The sequence below is a fragment of the Caballeronia sp. SEWSISQ10-4 2 genome (genome assembly GCF_030464885.1).
GTDB lineage: Bacteria > Pseudomonadota > Gammaproteobacteria > Burkholderiales > Burkholderiaceae > Caballeronia.
The window spans coordinates 80,605-94,882 of sequence record NZ_JALPRJ010000004.1; the positions used below are offsets into that span (position 1 = coordinate 80,605).

General features: G+C 60.9%; 12 protein-coding genes. 9 read left to right on the plus strand and 3 right to left on the minus strand.

What is annotated here, in order from left to right:
* The 3 genes from polA (at nucleotide 1) to M0D69_RS03955 (ending at nucleotide 5,235) form a co-directional block, all read left to right on the plus strand.
* On the plus strand, nucleotides 1–2,739 hold the full coding sequence (gene polA, locus M0D69_RS03945; RefSeq protein ID WP_301780767.1) for a DNA polymerase I: 2,739 nt from the start codon (nucleotides 1–3) through the stop codon (nucleotides 2,737–2,739).
* Between the two features lie 63 nt (nucleotides 2,740–2,802).
* Entirely contained in the window at nucleotides 2,803–4,167 is a 1,365-nt protein-coding gene (locus M0D69_RS03950) for an NAD(P)/FAD-dependent oxidoreductase (protein ID WP_301780768.1), read from the plus strand.
* A gap of 192 nt (nucleotides 4,168–4,359) precedes the next feature.
* Nucleotides 4,360–5,235, plus strand: coding sequence for a dienelactone hydrolase family protein (locus M0D69_RS03955; protein WP_301780769.1), 876 nt, complete (start codon nucleotides 4,360–4,362; stop codon nucleotides 5,233–5,235).
* Nucleotides 5,236–5,345: 110 nt separating this feature from the next.
* Here M0D69_RS03955 and M0D69_RS03960 read toward each other — a convergent pair whose 3' ends face one another.
* Nucleotides 5,346–6,215: a sulfurtransferase gene (locus M0D69_RS03960; protein ID WP_301780770.1), complete on the minus strand. Its 870-nt coding sequence runs from the start codon at nucleotides 6,213–6,215 to the stop codon at nucleotides 5,346–5,348.
* A 368-nt stretch (nucleotides 6,216–6,583) separates the two neighbouring features.
* Between M0D69_RS03960 and M0D69_RS03965 the strand changes: the two genes are divergently transcribed.
* On the plus strand, nucleotides 6,584–6,985 hold the full coding sequence (locus M0D69_RS03965) for a hypothetical protein (protein ID WP_301780771.1): 402 nt from the start codon (nucleotides 6,584–6,586) through the stop codon (nucleotides 6,983–6,985).
* On the plus strand, nucleotides 6,982–7,473 hold the full coding sequence (locus M0D69_RS03970) for a hypothetical protein (protein WP_301780772.1): 492 nt from the start codon (nucleotides 6,982–6,984) through the stop codon (nucleotides 7,471–7,473). The genes M0D69_RS03965 and M0D69_RS03970 overlap by 4 nt, the downstream gene beginning before the upstream one ends.
* Nucleotides 7,474–7,547: 74 nt before the next feature.
* Here the strand turns inward: M0D69_RS03970 and M0D69_RS03975 are convergent, their stop codons facing one another.
* Nucleotides 7,548–8,654 carry an aromatic ring-hydroxylating dioxygenase subunit alpha gene (locus M0D69_RS03975; protein ID WP_301780773.1) on the minus strand — a complete coding sequence of 369 codons (1,107 nt, stop codon included), beginning with the start codon at nucleotides 8,652–8,654 and terminating at the stop codon, nucleotides 7,548–7,550.
* Between the two features lie 297 nt (nucleotides 8,655–8,951).
* Between M0D69_RS03975 and M0D69_RS03980 the strand changes: the two genes are divergently transcribed.
* The 4 genes from M0D69_RS03980 (at nucleotide 8,952) to folE2 (ending at nucleotide 13,080) form a co-directional block, all read left to right on the plus strand.
* Nucleotides 8,952–9,263, plus strand: a complete 312-nt coding sequence (locus M0D69_RS03980) for an exodeoxyribonuclease VII small subunit (RefSeq protein WP_301780774.1) — start codon at nucleotides 8,952–8,954, stop codon at nucleotides 9,261–9,263.
* Entirely contained in the window at nucleotides 9,260–10,144 is an 885-nt protein-coding gene (locus M0D69_RS03985; protein WP_301780775.1) for a polyprenyl synthetase family protein, read from the plus strand. The genes M0D69_RS03980 and M0D69_RS03985 overlap by 4 nt, the downstream gene beginning before the upstream one ends.
* A 109-nt stretch (nucleotides 10,145–10,253) precedes the next feature.
* A complete protein-coding gene (gene dxs, locus M0D69_RS03990; protein WP_301780776.1) occupies nucleotides 10,254–12,170 on the plus strand; it encodes a 1-deoxy-D-xylulose-5-phosphate synthase in 1,917 nt (638 codons plus the stop codon).
* 91 nt (nucleotides 12,171–12,261) lie between these two features.
* Nucleotides 12,262–13,080 carry a GTP cyclohydrolase FolE2 gene (gene folE2 / locus M0D69_RS03995; RefSeq protein WP_301780777.1) on the plus strand — a complete coding sequence of 273 codons (819 nt, stop codon included), beginning with the start codon at nucleotides 12,262–12,264 and terminating at the stop codon, nucleotides 13,078–13,080.
* 36 nt (nucleotides 13,081–13,116) lie between these two features.
* On the opposite strand, the gene tsaD is transcribed toward folE2, so the two are convergent.
* Complete coding sequence (gene tsaD / locus M0D69_RS04000) at nucleotides 13,117–14,145, minus strand: tRNA (adenosine(37)-N6)-threonylcarbamoyltransferase complex transferase subunit TsaD (protein ID WP_301780778.1); 1,029 nt, start codon at nucleotides 14,143–14,145, stop codon at nucleotides 13,117–13,119.
* Nucleotides 14,146–14,278: the final 133 nt, after the last annotated feature.

Sequence of the window (14,278 nt, forward strand, 5' to 3'; positions counted from 1 at the left end):
ATGCCTGAAGAACTTAATCTTGAAGGTAAGACCCTGCTATTGGTCGACGGATCCAGCTATCTCTATCGGGCCTACCACGCCATGCCGGATTTGCGCGGCCCTGACGGCGGTCCAACGGGCGCGCTGTACGGAATGATCAACATGCTGCGGCGTCTGCGAAAGGACATCAATGCAGAGTATAGCGCGTGCGTATTTGATGCCAAAGGCAAGACATTTCGTGACGACTGGTACGCGGATTACAAGGCCAACCGGCCGTCCATGCCCGACGACCTCTCGAAACAGATAGAACCCATCCACGTGACCGTGCGCGCGCTCGGCTGGCCGCTCGTGATGATCGACGGCGTGGAGGCCGACGACGTGATCGGGACGCTTGCGGTGGCCGCCGAAAAGCGCGGCATGAAGGTGGTCGTGTCGACCGGGGACAAGGATCTGGCGCAGCTTGTGACGGATCATGTCACCCTCATCAATACGATGACCAACGAGACGCTCGATCGCGCCGGGGTGCTGAATAAGTTCGGCGTGCCGCCGGAGCGGATCGTCGACTATCTCTCGCTCATCGGCGATACGGTCGATAACGTACCGGGTGTCGAAAAGTGCGGGCCGAAGACGGCATTGAAGTGGCTCGCGCAATACGAAACCCTCGATGGCATCGTGGCACATGCCGACGAAATAAAAGGTGCGGTGGGAGACAATCTGCGCAAGGCTTTGCCCTTCCTCCCCATGGCGAAAAAGCTCGTTACCGTACATACGGAATGCGACCTGACGGCGCAGATCGCGTCGATCGACGAAACGTTACCGGCACGTCCCGAGGCGCGCGACGAATTGCGCGACCTGTTCACACGCCACGGTTTCAAGACCTGGCTGCGCGAAGTGGAAATTGCGGACGCGGTGGAGGGTCCGGTTGACACGCCGCCCGCACCGGCCACCGAGATCGAACGGCATTACGACACCGTGCAGACGTGGGAGCAATTCGACGAATGGCTTGCGCGCATCAATGCCGCCGAGCTGACTTCCTTCGATACTGAAACCACCTCGCTCGACCCTATGGTCGCGCAACTGGTCGGGTTGTCGGTGTCGGTCGAGCCGGGTCATGCCGCTTATATTCCGGTCGCGCATCGCGGACCGGACGCGCCTGTGCAACTCCCGCGCGACGAAGTCCTGCAAAAGCTTAAATCGTGGCTGGAAGATCCGTCGAAGAAGAAGGTCGGCCAGCATCTGAAATACGACGAGCAAGTGCTGGCGAACTACGGCATCGAAATGAATGGTGTCCAGCACGACACGTTGTTGCAATCGTATGTGCTGGAATCGCACCGGCCGCACGACATGGACAACCTTGCGCTGCGACATTTGGGCGCGAAAACCATCAAATATGAAGAGGTGGCCGGCAAGGGTGCATCGCAGATCGGCTTCGACGAAGTCGCGCTGGACCAGGCCGCGCCCTACGCCGCGGAAGACGCGGACATCACCTTGCGGCTGCATCAGGCGCTGTATCCCCAACTCGCCGATGAAGCACAATTGCTCAGTGTGTATCGCGACATTGAAATGCCGACTTCACGCGTGCTGCGCAAGATGGAGCGCAATGGCGTGCTGATCGACGGCGAGTTGCTGCGGGTGCAAAGCGGTCAGATTGCGACGCGCTTGATTCAGCTCGAAGCCGAGGCGTACCTGCTCGCGGGCGGCGAATTCAATCTCGGTTCGCCGAAGCAGATTGGCCAGATTTTCTTCGAGAAGCTGCAATTGCCGGTGGTCAAGAAGACCCCGAGCGGCGCGCCTTCCACCGACGAAGAAGTGCTGCAGAAGCTGGCTGAAGACTATCCGCTGCCGAAGATCCTGCTGGAACATCGCGGGTTGTCGAAGCTGAAGTCGACTTATACGGACAAGCTGCCGCGCATGGTCAATGCGAAAACCGGCCGCGTGCATACGAACTATGCACAGGCCGTGGCGGTGACGGGACGCTTGTCGTCGAATGAGCCGAACTTGCAGAACATCCCCGTGCGGACCGCTGAAGGCCGGCGGATTCGCGAGGCGTTCATCGCGCCGCCGGGCAGCAAGATTGTTTCGGCGGATTACTCGCAGATCGAGTTGCGGATCATGGCGCATATTTCCGGCGACTCATCGCTCATGCGCTCGTTTGCCGAGGGCGAGGACGTGCATCGGGCGACCGCCTCGGAGATTTTCGGCGTTACGCCGATCGAGGTATCGAGCGACCAGCGGCGTATCGCGAAGGTCATCAACTTTGGGTTGATCTACGGCATGAGCGCGTTTGGGCTGGCATCGAATATCGGCATTTCGCGCGACGCGGCTAAGCTTTATATCGACCGGTATTTCCAGCGTTATCCGGGGGTCGCCAACTATATGGACGAAACCCGCTCGAAAGCGAAGCGCGACGGATTTGTCGAGACGGTGTTCGGGCGGCGCCTGTGGCTGCCCGAGATCAACGGCGGCAGCGGACCGCGCCGGCAAGGCGCTGAACGCGCCGCGATCAACGCGCCGATGCAAGGCACCGCGGCCGACCTGATCAAGCTTTCGATGATCGCTGTGCAGGACTGGCTGGAAGCCTCGAAGATAGAGGCCAAGATGATCATGCAGGTCCACGACGAACTTGTGCTCGAAGTGCCCGAAGCCGAGTTGCCGGAAGTCCGCAAGCGCTTGCCCGAACTGATGTGCGGCGTCGCGAAGCTGAAGGTTCCGCTGGTGGCGGAAGTGGGCGTGGGTAATAACTGGGAAGAAGCACACTGAGGGCGCACTGAGCGCGATGAGCGGCCTGCCCAGCGAGTTTTAATGATGTCATAGGGAGTTTTAATGCATCGCTTCATCATCGTCGGCGGCGGCGCGGGGGGGCTTGAACTGGCCACGCGGCTCGGAGACAAGTTCGGCAACGCCGGCGGCAAGCGCGCGCCGCGCGCGCAGGTCACGCTCGTCGACCGGAATTCCACGCATATCTGGAAGCCTTTGCTGCATGAAGTCGCAGCCGGCAGCCTGGACCCGTTCTCGCAGGAATTGCCGTATGCGGCGCAGGCGCGCTGGCATGGTTTCGAGTTCCAGCAGGGTGATTTGCTGGGCATCGACCGGACTGCAAAACGGGTAACGCTCGGTCCTCTTCTCGACGACGAAGCCGGCGAGTTGATGCCGCAACGCGATCTGGAATACGACACGCTGATCGTTGCAATCGGCAGCACGACGGCTTTTTTCGGCGTTCAAGGGGCGCAAGAAAATTCGCTCGCCCTCGATACCGTCGCTCAAGCCGAACTGTTCCGCAAACGGCTGATCGCGGCGTGTATTCGCGCTGAATACCGTGCGCCGGAACCGGGTGCGCCGAGCGCCGATGTCGATGCCGCTGGTCAAAGGCAGCCGCGAATTCAGGTCGCCATCGTCGGCGGCGGGGCGACTGGCGTGGAGTTATCGGCGGAATTGCGCAATACGGCGCAAGTGCTGCACGCTTACGGGCTGCACAAACTGGATCCGAAACACGATATCGGCATTGTGCTGATCGAAGCGGGGCCGCGGATTCTGCCGGCATTGCCAGAGCGCGTGTCTACCGCGACCGCCGAGTTGCTGGGCAAGCTCGGCGTCAAGCTGATGACCAGCGAGACGGTGGCCGAAGTGTCGCGCGGTTCGATCCGCACGTCGAGCGGCAAGACCGTTGCGGCGGATTTGACGGTGTGGGCGGCAGGCATCCGCGCGCCTGCCGTGCTGTCCAAACTCGATGGGCTCACCACCAACCGGCTCGGCCAACTGATCGTGCGTCGCACACTGCAGACCGAAATCGACGACAACATCTTCGCCCTCGGCGATTGCGCTGCGTGCGCGTGGCCGGGCGGCGAGAAAGAAGGGCGCAATGTGCCGCCGCGCGCGCAAGCCGCGCATCAGCAGGCAAGTTTCCTGCTGAATTCGCTTGAACGGCGGCTTGAAGACAAACCGTTGCCCGACTATACGTATCGCGATTTCGGATCGCTCGTGTCGCTCGGGCACTTCAGCGCGGTCGGCAGCCTGATGGGCGGGTTGATCGGCGGCAATATGCTGATCGAAGGGCTGTTTGCGCGCTTCATGTACCAGTCGCTGTACCGCATGCACATCGCGGCGCTGCACGGCTGGGCACGCATGACGCTCGACACAGTCGCGCACTGGCTGCGGCGCTCCACCGCGCCACGCGTCAAGCTGCATTAAAGCTGTTTAGAATGGGCGGTCGGCATTGGAGCGCAGTAAGCGCTTCAATGCCGTCATCGTGTAGCCGTTGCCGCGCTTTCCGCTGCTTGGCGCTTGTCAGCCGGTCGGGCGCGGCTTATCCGTATTGGATCGTCTGGTTCGCCAACACCGTGCGCCGGTGGTCCTTCGCGGCCCATGCCGCTGGAGCTTTGCATGCTTACGCCTGAAATCGATAGCCTCGTTCCGCATGTCCCGTTTAACCGGCGCACGTTCATCAAGGCGGCGGTCGGCAGCGGTTTTGCCGCCTGTGTGATGCCGGTGTCCGCGCAAACCATCATCACCGATAGCGAAGGTCTCGAAGCCGGCCCGGTCGGTTTCAAGGCCGCCGACGGCACGCTCGTGCCTGCGTATCGTGCGCAGCCTAAAGGCAAGACGAACTTGCCGGTGATCATTGTGATTCACGAGATTTTCGGCGTGCACGAACATATCGCCGATGTCTGCCGGCGCTTCGCCAAACTCGGTTATCTGGCCGTTGCGCCGGATCTGTATGTGCGCGAAGGCGATGCCTCGAAATTCCCGTCGATGCAGCAATTGAACGACCAGATCGTCTCCAAAGTGCCCGACGACCAGGTGCTTTCCGATATCGACTCGACCGTCGCGTGGGCGGGCGAGCATGGCGGCGATTTGCGTCGGCTGGGGATTACAGGGTTTTGCTGGGGTGGACGGATCACGTGGCTATACACCGAGCGCAATCCTCACCTCAAAGCCGCAGTGGTGTGGTACGGGCGCGTGGTGGGGGCCAAGACGGCTAACAACCCGGCGAATCCGCTTGATCTCGCGGCCAATCTGAAGGCGCCGGTGCTTGGACTGTTCGGCAAGCTCGATCAAAGCATTCCGCAGGACTCACTCGAGCAGATGAAGCAGGCGATTGCGACGGGTCCAGCGGTCGCGCGCGGCTCGCAAATCGTGGTCTACGACGACGCGCCGCATGCGTTTTTCGCGGATTATCGGCCGAGTTACCGGAAGGCCGATGCGGAAGATGGCTGGAAGCGCACGCTGGCGTGGTTCAGGGAGCACGGCGTGAAGTGAATTGAGGCGTCGCGTAATGCACTCGCCATGGGCGGCTTCGGTCTTTGGTAGTAGCCGCCCATTTGCATTACGTCATTCAAGCGTATTTCTCCGCCAGGCCAGCCAAACGCTCAAGCCGCCGCGCCCGTTGCCACCGGTCGCGATGCGTCCGAGCACCATTCGCTCCACGATCCGCCATAAAGCGCGGCTCCATGCAGCCCGGCGATTTCCATCGCCAGTGCGTTGTGGCAGGCCGTCACGCCCGAGCCGCATTGCAGCACCACCCGATCCGGCGACGTTGACCCGAGCAACGCGCCGAACGTCTCGCGCAATTCATGCGCGGTCTTGAAGCGGCCATCGGCGTTCAGGTTGTCCTTGAAAAAGCGGTTCAGCGCGCCCGGAATGTGGCCGCCGACCGGATCGAGCGTCTCGTTCTCTCCACGATACCGGTCCGCCGCGCGGGCATCGATCAGCACACGCTCGCGCGTCGTCAGATTGCGCACGACGGCGTCGACATCAACCGTGACGGCCAGCGGTGCGCCGGCCTTGAACGTGCCCTCGGATTCGGGCGGTGTTGCTGTATCGAGGGGCTGGCCGGCCGCTTGCCATGCCTGCAGGCCGCCGTCGAGCAGTGCGACGGAATCGTGTCCGAGCCATCGCAGCAGCCACCACAGCCGTGCCGCATAGATGCCGCCCTGGGCATCGTAAGCAACAACTTGCTGGCCTTCGTTCATGCCCAGGCGCTTGAGCGCGGCGACCAGCGTCGCACGTTCCGGCAACGGATGACGACCGTTCTTGCCGGTCTTGGCGCCCGACAAATCGCGGTCGAGATGCAGATAATGCGCGCCCGGAATATGTCCCGATGCATAAGCGGCTTGCCCGGCTTCGGGCGCGGCGAGATCGAAACGGCAATCGACGATAAGCACGCTGCCGGGCGCGGCGGCGAGCCGTTCGACGAGATTGGTCGCGGAGATAAGCGTGGTGTAGTGCGTGTGCGGCATGACAGCTCCCGGAGCGAACGCGCGGCTTGGTTTGCCGATGGACGGCGCGTTGCAGTAGTTGAGATTCAAGTCTAAACAAAAAAGACGGAAGGATTGAGCGTATCGGCGATCTTTGTCGTTGCCGATCGAGCGGGAAGGCTTGCTCCTGATGTCATTTATCGTCTGATACGCATTGGGGTAATTCAAAAAATCGTCCCTGAATTAGGACATTTCGCGTATCTGCGACCGTCCCTCGTCGCCAGTATGAGTCGCCGCCCAACTTTTCCGGGGCGGGAAATCCATGTGCTCTATTCGCTTTCCTTCAGGCTTGGCACAAGTCCAGCGAGTCACCGCGCATTGCGCAACTAGTCGAAAACCAAGGATTGCGAATGGCGACAAAATCACCCAGTCCCGCCGGCGCGACCGTTATAAACTCCGGCTCAATGAGCAACTGCGAACAATTCCACGTCGTCTACGACGGCCCGGCGCTTGACGAGCACCGGATGAATATCCGCGACCTTGCGCCCGCGCTGGTCGCGATTGCCGATTTGTTTTCCGCAGCCAATACGGAACTGAACGGCAACTCGGCGGAAGTACGCGTCGAGGTCAAAGGCAACTTCAAGTCAGGTTCCTTCCAGATCGAATTGATCTTCACGCAGGTACTGCTCGTTCAGTTGCGTGACATGTTTGCCAGTTCGACCGCGACCGCCGTGTCCAATGCTTCGGCCATCCTGGCGGTAGTCGGCCTGAGCATGTTGAAGACAGCCGCCAATCCTGCAGTGTCTGGATGACCGAAACCGAAGTGATCGAGGTAATCAAGCCTGTTTTTCGGCTTTATAAAACGAGAGCAGTGCGCGTTTTCTTGCAAAAGGCGCTGTCTCCGCTCGAACTTGAGGGCATTACAAGCTTCGGCGTGGTTCGGGGGAACGATATCGATCTGGATATCGACAAGATGGAGCTGGAGGCGTTTGCCTTCTTTGAGGAACAAGAGGACGTGGTCTCCGATTCCACCGCACGAAAAATGCTGCTGATCGAGTCAGTAACCTTTAAAGATCAGAACAAGTGGCGCGTACATGATGGCCAGTCAGCCCTCTTTTGCTCCATGGATGACAGCGATTTCCTGAAGGAAGTCAACGCAGGGGAGCGCTTCGGAAAAGGCGACGTGCTAGTAGTGGACCTTCAGCAAATCCAGACCGTCTCCACCGGCACCCTACGAACCGAGTTCCGCATCCTCAAAGTCCACGAGCATCACGCACCCTTGCAGGCTGCATTGATCTAAACGCGGACCAAAAAAATGCCCATCGTTTCGGATGGGCATTTTTCATCTACTTCCGTTATCCAGGCGTAAAACCCTCAAATCTCGCCCAATTGCCGCCGCAAGAATTCATGAAAGTGCTGCATGCCTGATTCCATCGGGCTCTGATACGGGCCAACTTGCGACTCGCCGCGATTCATCAGCGCGCGCCTTCCGGCGTCCATGCGCTCAGCGATCTCGTCGTCCTCGCGCGCCGTTTCCATGTACGCCGCCCGTTCCGCCTCGATGAATTCACGCTCGAACAGCGCGATTTCCTCCGGGTAATAGAACTCGACGATATTCGTCGTCTTCTGCGGACCCTGCGGAATCAGCCACGACACCACGAGCACATGCGGATACCACTCGATCATGATGCCCGGGTAATACACCATCCAGATTGCGCCGAACTCGGGCGGTTTGCCGTCACGGAACCGCAGCACTTCGTCGTGCCACTTGCGGTACGTCGGGCTACCTGGTTTTTCCAGATTCTTGTGCACGCCAACCGTCTGAACGCTATACCAGTCGCCGAATTCCCAGGTCAGGTCGTCGCAGGAAACAAAACTGCCCAGACCCGGGTGGAAAGGCGCGACGTGGTAATCCTCGAGATACACCTCGACGAAGCTCTTCCAGTTGTAATTGCACTCGTGCACTTCGACGTGATCGAACATGAAGCCCGAAAAGTCGAAATGTTGCGCCGGGCCAAGCCGGGCCAGATCCGCGGCAACGTCGCGGCCGCTCGCCTCGAACAGCAGCCCCTGCCAATTCTGCAAAGGCGATTTGCCGAGGTTGAGGCAGGGTTTGTCGGCGAAATGCGGCGCGCCGAGCAACTGGCCGTCGAGGTCATAGGTCCAGCGGTGCAGCGGACACACGATGTTGTCCGCCGTGCCGCGGCCGTTGAGCATGATGGCCTGACGATGACGGCACACGTTCGAGAGCAGCTCGATTTCGTCCTGCCGGTTACGAACGAGTAGACGCCCTTCGCCTTCGCCGGGCAAAGCAAAATAACTTCCCGCCTCGGGCACCATGAGTTCGTGCCCGATATAGCGTGGACCGCGTTTGAACAGCGTGTCGATTTCGCGCTTGAGAAGCGCTTCGTCAAAGTAAGCCGTGACTGGCAACTGACTGTGAATGGCGTTCAGTTGCAATGCATTGCTCAGATTGGACATTCCCACTCCCGTGAAGACGTGAAAGCAGTGAACAACCCAACCATCGAAAATTCGATTTAGGGAGCCCGCGATTATACCGAAAACCCTCTCATCGGGGCACTTAAGGCCTTGATTTGGGTCAATTCCGGGTGAAGAGTTCCGCGCGGCGACGCCGTTTTCCGGACTTTTCAGAGATAGGCTGTAACGCCCCGAGACAGGCCACAGGCATGGGTGAGAGCACGGTTGAGGTAGGAAAAGCAGCTTTTGCCGTAGAATGTCCGACTTGTTTCCCAAAATCTGACATTACACCCACGATTCATGGCGAAGACCGCAACGCAGGAAGGCTTGGCAAGCGCGGAAAACGCACCGCTCCCGGAGAATTACGAGGCGGCGCTGGCCGAACTGGAGGGGCTCGTGGCGCGCATGGAGGGCGGCGCGCTGAGCCTTGAAGAATCGCTCGCGGCGTACCGGCGCGGCGCGGCGCTCGTTGGCTTTTGCCAGCAACAACTAGAGAAGGTCGAGCAGCAGGTTCGCGTGCTCGACGGCGACACACTAAAACCGCTGCCCGCCGAGGTCCAGCGTGCCACTCAGGGCACAGGAACCGCGGCAGATAACGGGGATGACTTATGACTTTCGATCAATGGATGCGCGCGAGTCTCGACCGCGTGGAAACGGCGCTGGAGCATTATTTGCCGGGTACGGACGTCGCGCCCGCCAAACTGCACGAAGCCATGCGCTACGCGGTGCTCGGCGGCGGCAAGCGGGTTCGCCCGCTGTTGTGTCACGCGGCCGGTGAGCTGACCGGCGCGGGCTCGCAACAGCTCGAGGCGGCGAGCGCGGCGCTCGAGATGATTCACGTGTATTCGCTGGTGCATGACGACATGCCGGCCATGGACGACGACGCCTTGCGTCGCGGAAAACCAACGGTACACGTGCAATATGACGAAGCGACGGCATTATTAGTCGGTGACGCATTGCAGTCCCAGGCTTTCGTTGCGCTGACGGTGGACAACGGTTTGAGCGTGGCGCAGCAGGCGGCGCTCACGCGCGAACTGGCGTTGGCAAGCGGTTCGGTCGGCATGGCGGGCGGCCAGGCGATCGATCTGGAGAGCGTGGGCCGTAAGCTCTCTCGCCCGGAACTGGAAACCATGCACCGCAAGAAAACCGGCGCGTTGCTGCGCGCGTCCGTGCGAATGGGTGCACTCTGTGGCGAAGCGCCGGATGCGGCCGCCATGAGCGCGCTGGACGCCTACGCTGCGGCTGTCGGTCTCGCGTTCCAGGTAGTGGACGACATTCTCGACGTCACAGCCGACTCGGCCACGCTGGGCAAAACGGCTGGCAAGGACGCGAAGGACGACAAGCCGACCTACGTGTCGATCATCGGACTCGATGCATCGCGCGAACTGGCGGCGCAACTGGGCCGCGACGCGCACGCCGCGCTCGCGCCTTTTGGCCCGCGGGCCGGTCGGCTCGGGGAATTAGCCGACCTGGTTGTAAACCGGGTGCACTGAAACATACGATAAAACGCGGGACCGGCGGGCGTGCCTTATGCATGCTGCGTTAAGCAACACCGGGCAAAAACCGAACGGCTTCCGCCAGTTTTCCTAAAATGGGACGACGATGTACGACTTGCTGAAAACCATCGACGATCCGGCCGCCTTGCGCGCCCTGGACCGCCACCAACTAAAACCGCTGGCCGAAGAGCTGCGTGCCTATGTGCTCGACAGCGTGTCGCAGACGGGCGGGCATTTGTCGTCGAATCTCGGGACGGTCGAACTGACGATCGCGCTCCATTACGTCTTCGATACCCCGCACGACCGCATCGTGTGGGACGTCGGTCATCAGACTTATCCGCACAAGATCCTAACGGGTCGCCGCGATCAGATGAAGACGCTGCGCCAGGCAGGCGGCATTTCCGGCTTCCCGCGCCGTAGCGAATCGAAATACGACACCTTCGGCACCGCGCATTCCAGCACCTCCATTTCGGCGGCGCTCGGCATGGCGATCGCCAGCAAATTGCAGGGTGACAACCGTTATTCGATCGCCGTGATCGGCGACGGCGCGATGACCGCCGGCATGGCCTTCGAAGCCATGAACAACGCGGGCGTGGCCGACGACGTGCCATTGCTCGTGATCCTGAACGACAACGACATGTCGATCTCGCCGCCGGTCGGCGCGCTGAATCGCCATCTCGCGCGGTTGATGTCGGGGCGTTTCTATGCGGCGGCGCGTGCCGGCGTCGAACGGGTGCTGCGCGTGGCTCCTCCCATGCTCGATCTCGCTCGCAAGCTCGAGGAGCATGCGAAGGGCATGATCGTGCCGGCCACGCTGTTCGAGGAATTCGGTTTTAACTACATCGGACCGATCGATGGTCACGATCTCGAATCGCTGATCCCGACGCTGCAGAACATCAAGGAATTGCGTGGCCCGCAGTTCCTGCATGTGGTGACGAAGAAGGGGCAGGGTTACAAGCTCGCCGAAGCCGATCCGGTCCTCTATCACGGCCCCGGCAAGTTCAATCCGGCGGAAGGCATCAAGCCGTCGACGGCGCCATCGAAGAAGACCTACACGCAAGTATTCGGCGAATGGCTGTGCGACGCTGCCGAGCAGGATTCTCGGGTGGTCGGCATCACGCCGGCCATGCGTGAGGGCTCGGGCATGGTGGAGTTTGAAAAGCGTTTCCCGGACCGCTATTTCGACGTGGGCATTGCGGAACAACACGCCGTGACGTTCGCGGGCGGTCTCGCCGCCGACGGCATGCGTCCGGTTGTCGCAATTTATTCCACGTTCTTGCAGCGCGCCTACGACCAGCTGATTCACGACGTCGCGTTGCAGAACCTGCCGGTGGTATTCGCCATCGACCGCGCCGGTCTGGTTGGCGCGGATGGCGCGACGCACGCTGGTAATTACGATCTCGCGTTCCTGCGCTGCATCCCGAATATGACGGTGATGGCGGCTTCAGACGAAGATGAGTGCCGTCAGATGCTTTACACGGCTTTGCAGCAGCCGAATCCGTCCGCCGTGCGTTATCCGCGCGGTGCGGGCACGGGCGTGAAAATCGTCAAGAAGATGACGGCGATTCCGCTCGGCAAGGGCGAGATCCGGCGCGAATCGTCGCAGAAAGCGGGTTCAGGCAAGCGCATCGCGATCCTTGCGTTCGGCACGATGGTTGCCCCCGCGCTGGCGGCGGCCGAGGAAATCGACGCCACCGTCGCGAACATGCGCTTCGTGAAACCGGTCGATGCCGATCTGCTGCGTGAACTCGCCGCCACCCACGACGCGCTCGTGACCGTGGAAGAAGGCGCGATCATGGGCGGTGCGGGCTCGGCGTGCGTGGAAAGCCTGTTGGCGAGCGCGGTCATCAAGCCTGTGCTGCAACTCGGCTTGCCTGACCTGTTCATCGATCACGGGGACCCGGTCAAGCTGCTTGCATCGTGCGGGCTGGATGGCGAGGGTATCGCCAAGTCGATTCGCGAGCGCTTTCTCAATAATGCTGTCGAAAGCGATGCGGGCAAGCTGACAAAACGCGTCGCCTGATCGAAGGACGTGTGGTGAAGGCGGGCGTCGGGGACGCCCGCCGGGTCTCATCCGTGCGCGGCAAAATTCGCGCGACGGGCAAGGAAAAAGAATGAATCAGATGAATCCCGCCTTTGCGATGCCCGACGTTCAGAGTTCGCTCGACGTCCGGCAGATCTCGATCCAGCGCGTGGGCGTAAAAGCGGTCCGATATCCGCTTACCATCCGGACCTCCAGCGGCGAATTGCAGCCGGGTGTCGGTCTCTGGAATCTCGACGTTCATCTTCCCGCCGATCAAAAAGGCACGCACATGTCGCGGTTCGTCGCGTTACTCGACGAGCATCGCGCGCCGCTCGATCAGGCCGCTTTTCGCACCATGCTCGTCGCGATGCTGGCAAAGCTTGAAGCGCATTCCGGGCGTATCGAGGTGTCGTTTCCGTACTTCGTCATGAAGACAGCACCGGTGTCGGGCGTGCAGAGCCTGATGGATTACGAGGTCACGCTGACTGGCGAAATGCGTGGCGGCGAATGTGGCGGCGAGACGCGGATCTCGCTGAAAGTGCTCGTGCCGGTGACGAGTTTATGCCCGTGCTCGAAGCAGATCTCGCAGTACGGCGCGCACAACCAGCGATCGCATGTGACGATCGCCGCCGAGTTCAAGGGTGATGTCGCGATTGAAGATTTGATCCGGATTGCAGAAGAAGAGGCGTCGTGCGAGTTGTGGGGCTTGCTGAAGCGGCCCGACGAGAAGTTCGTGACCGAGCGTGCTTACGAGAACCCGAAATTCGTTGAAGACCTGGTCCGCGATGTGGCCACGCGCCTGAATGCGGACGAACGGATTGTGTCGTATGTGCTGGAAGCCGAGAATTTCGAGTCGATCCACAATCACAGCGCCTACGCCGTGATCGAGCATGACAAGCGGGTTTCGTAAGCCTTGGTAGTCTGAAGAACGCGCCGCTTTGGAAACTTACGCGGCCGCCAGGGAAGTCAGATCCCAGCGTGGTTTCACCGTGAACGCGTAGTCCCGCACGGCCTGATCGGGCCAGCGCGCCAGCCTCAAAGCACCCGCGAGCGCGATCATTGCGCCGTTATCGGTACATAGCGATAAATCGGGGTAATGCACTTCGAAGTGGCGCTTTTTCGCGGCGGCGGACAGTGCCTCACGCAACTGCCGGTTCGCTCCCACGCCACCCGCCACGACCAGCCGCTTCAGTCCCGTTTGCTTCAACGCTGCGATGGACTTTGTAGTCAGGACATCGACTGCTGCATCCACAAAACCACGCGCCAGATCTGCTTTCGATTGCTCGCAGACGTTCGTGCCCAGCTTGCGGCTGTGAGTGAGTACCGCGGTTTTTAACCCGCTGAAACTGAAATCCAGGTCGCCGGAATGCAGCATCGGGCGCGGCAGTTTAACTGCGCCGGGCGTACCGAATTCGGCGAGCCGCGAGACTTCCGGGCCGCCCGGATAGCCGAGACCGAGGAGTTTTGCGGTTTTATCGAAGGCTTCGCCGGCGGCGTCGTCCAGCGTCTCGCCGAGCGTTTCGTACTCGCCCACGTCTGTGACACGCATCAATTGCGTATGGCCGCCCGACACCAGCAACGCGACGAACGGAAACGGCGGAGGCTCGCTCACCAGTAGCGGCGACAGCAGATGCCCTTCCAGATGATGAATCCCGACGGTCGGCAGATCCCACGCCATGGCAAGCGCGTTCGCAATGCTTGCGCCCACCAGCAGTGCACCGGCGAGGCCAGGGCCTTGGGTGAAAGCGATAGCGTCGATGTCCGTTGGCGCTGTCCCGGCTTCCGCCATCACTTGTTCGAGCAGCGGCAGCGCCCGGCGGATATGGTCGCGGGAGGCCAGTTCCGGCACTACGCCGCCGTATTCCCGATGCATCGCGATTTGCGAATGCAGTGCGTGCGAAAGCAGGCCGCGCTCGGTGTCGTAGAGTGCAAGGCCGGTTTCGTCGCAGGAGCTTTCGATGCCTAGAACAAGCATGGGGCGGAGGTGTTTAGAGTAACGGATAAGTATAACAGTGGGCGGGTTCGGGTTCGTTCGCCCAGAGGCGTTGTTCTTGGGCGGTTTGGCAGCGGCCAATGTGGGCCAAGGACGGACCGCTGCGCCCGGAAGC

Excerpts from the sequence above, each read along its gene's own strand:
- M0D69_RS03970 (WP_301780772.1), top strand. The coding sequence starts at position 6,982 with ATGACCGAAACCGAAGTGATCGAGGTAATCAAGCCTGTTTTTCGGCTT.
- M0D69_RS03975 (WP_301780773.1), bottom strand. The coding sequence starts at position 8,654 with ATGTCCAATCTGAGCAATGCATTGCAACTGAACGCCATTCACAGTCAG.
- M0D69_RS03965 (WP_301780771.1), top strand. The coding sequence starts at position 6,584 with ATGGCGACAAAATCACCCAGTCCCGCCGGCGCGACCGTTATAAACTCC.
- M0D69_RS03960 (WP_301780770.1), bottom strand. The coding sequence starts at position 6,215 with ATGCCGCACACGCACTACACCACGCTTATCTCCGCGACCAATCTCGTC.
- folE2 (WP_301780777.1), top strand. The coding sequence starts at position 12,262 with ATGAATCAGATGAATCCCGCCTTTGCGATGCCCGACGTTCAGAGTTCG.
- tsaD (WP_301780778.1), bottom strand. The coding sequence starts at position 14,145 with ATGCTTGTTCTAGGCATCGAAAGCTCCTGCGACGAAACCGGCCTTGCA.
- dxs (WP_301780776.1), top strand. The coding sequence starts at position 10,254 with ATGTACGACTTGCTGAAAACCATCGACGATCCGGCCGCCTTGCGCGCC.
- M0D69_RS03955 (WP_301780769.1), top strand. The coding sequence starts at position 4,360 with ATGCTTACGCCTGAAATCGATAGCCTCGTTCCGCATGTCCCGTTTAAC.
- polA (WP_301780767.1), top strand. The coding sequence starts at position 1 with ATGCCTGAAGAACTTAATCTTGAAGGTAAGACCCTGCTATTGGTCGAC.
- M0D69_RS03950 (WP_301780768.1), top strand. The coding sequence starts at position 2,803 with ATGCATCGCTTCATCATCGTCGGCGGCGGCGCGGGGGGGCTTGAACTG.
- M0D69_RS03985 (WP_301780775.1), top strand. The coding sequence starts at position 9,260 with ATGACTTTCGATCAATGGATGCGCGCGAGTCTCGACCGCGTGGAAACG.
- M0D69_RS03980 (WP_301780774.1), top strand. The coding sequence starts at position 8,952 with ATGGCGAAGACCGCAACGCAGGAAGGCTTGGCAAGCGCGGAAAACGCA.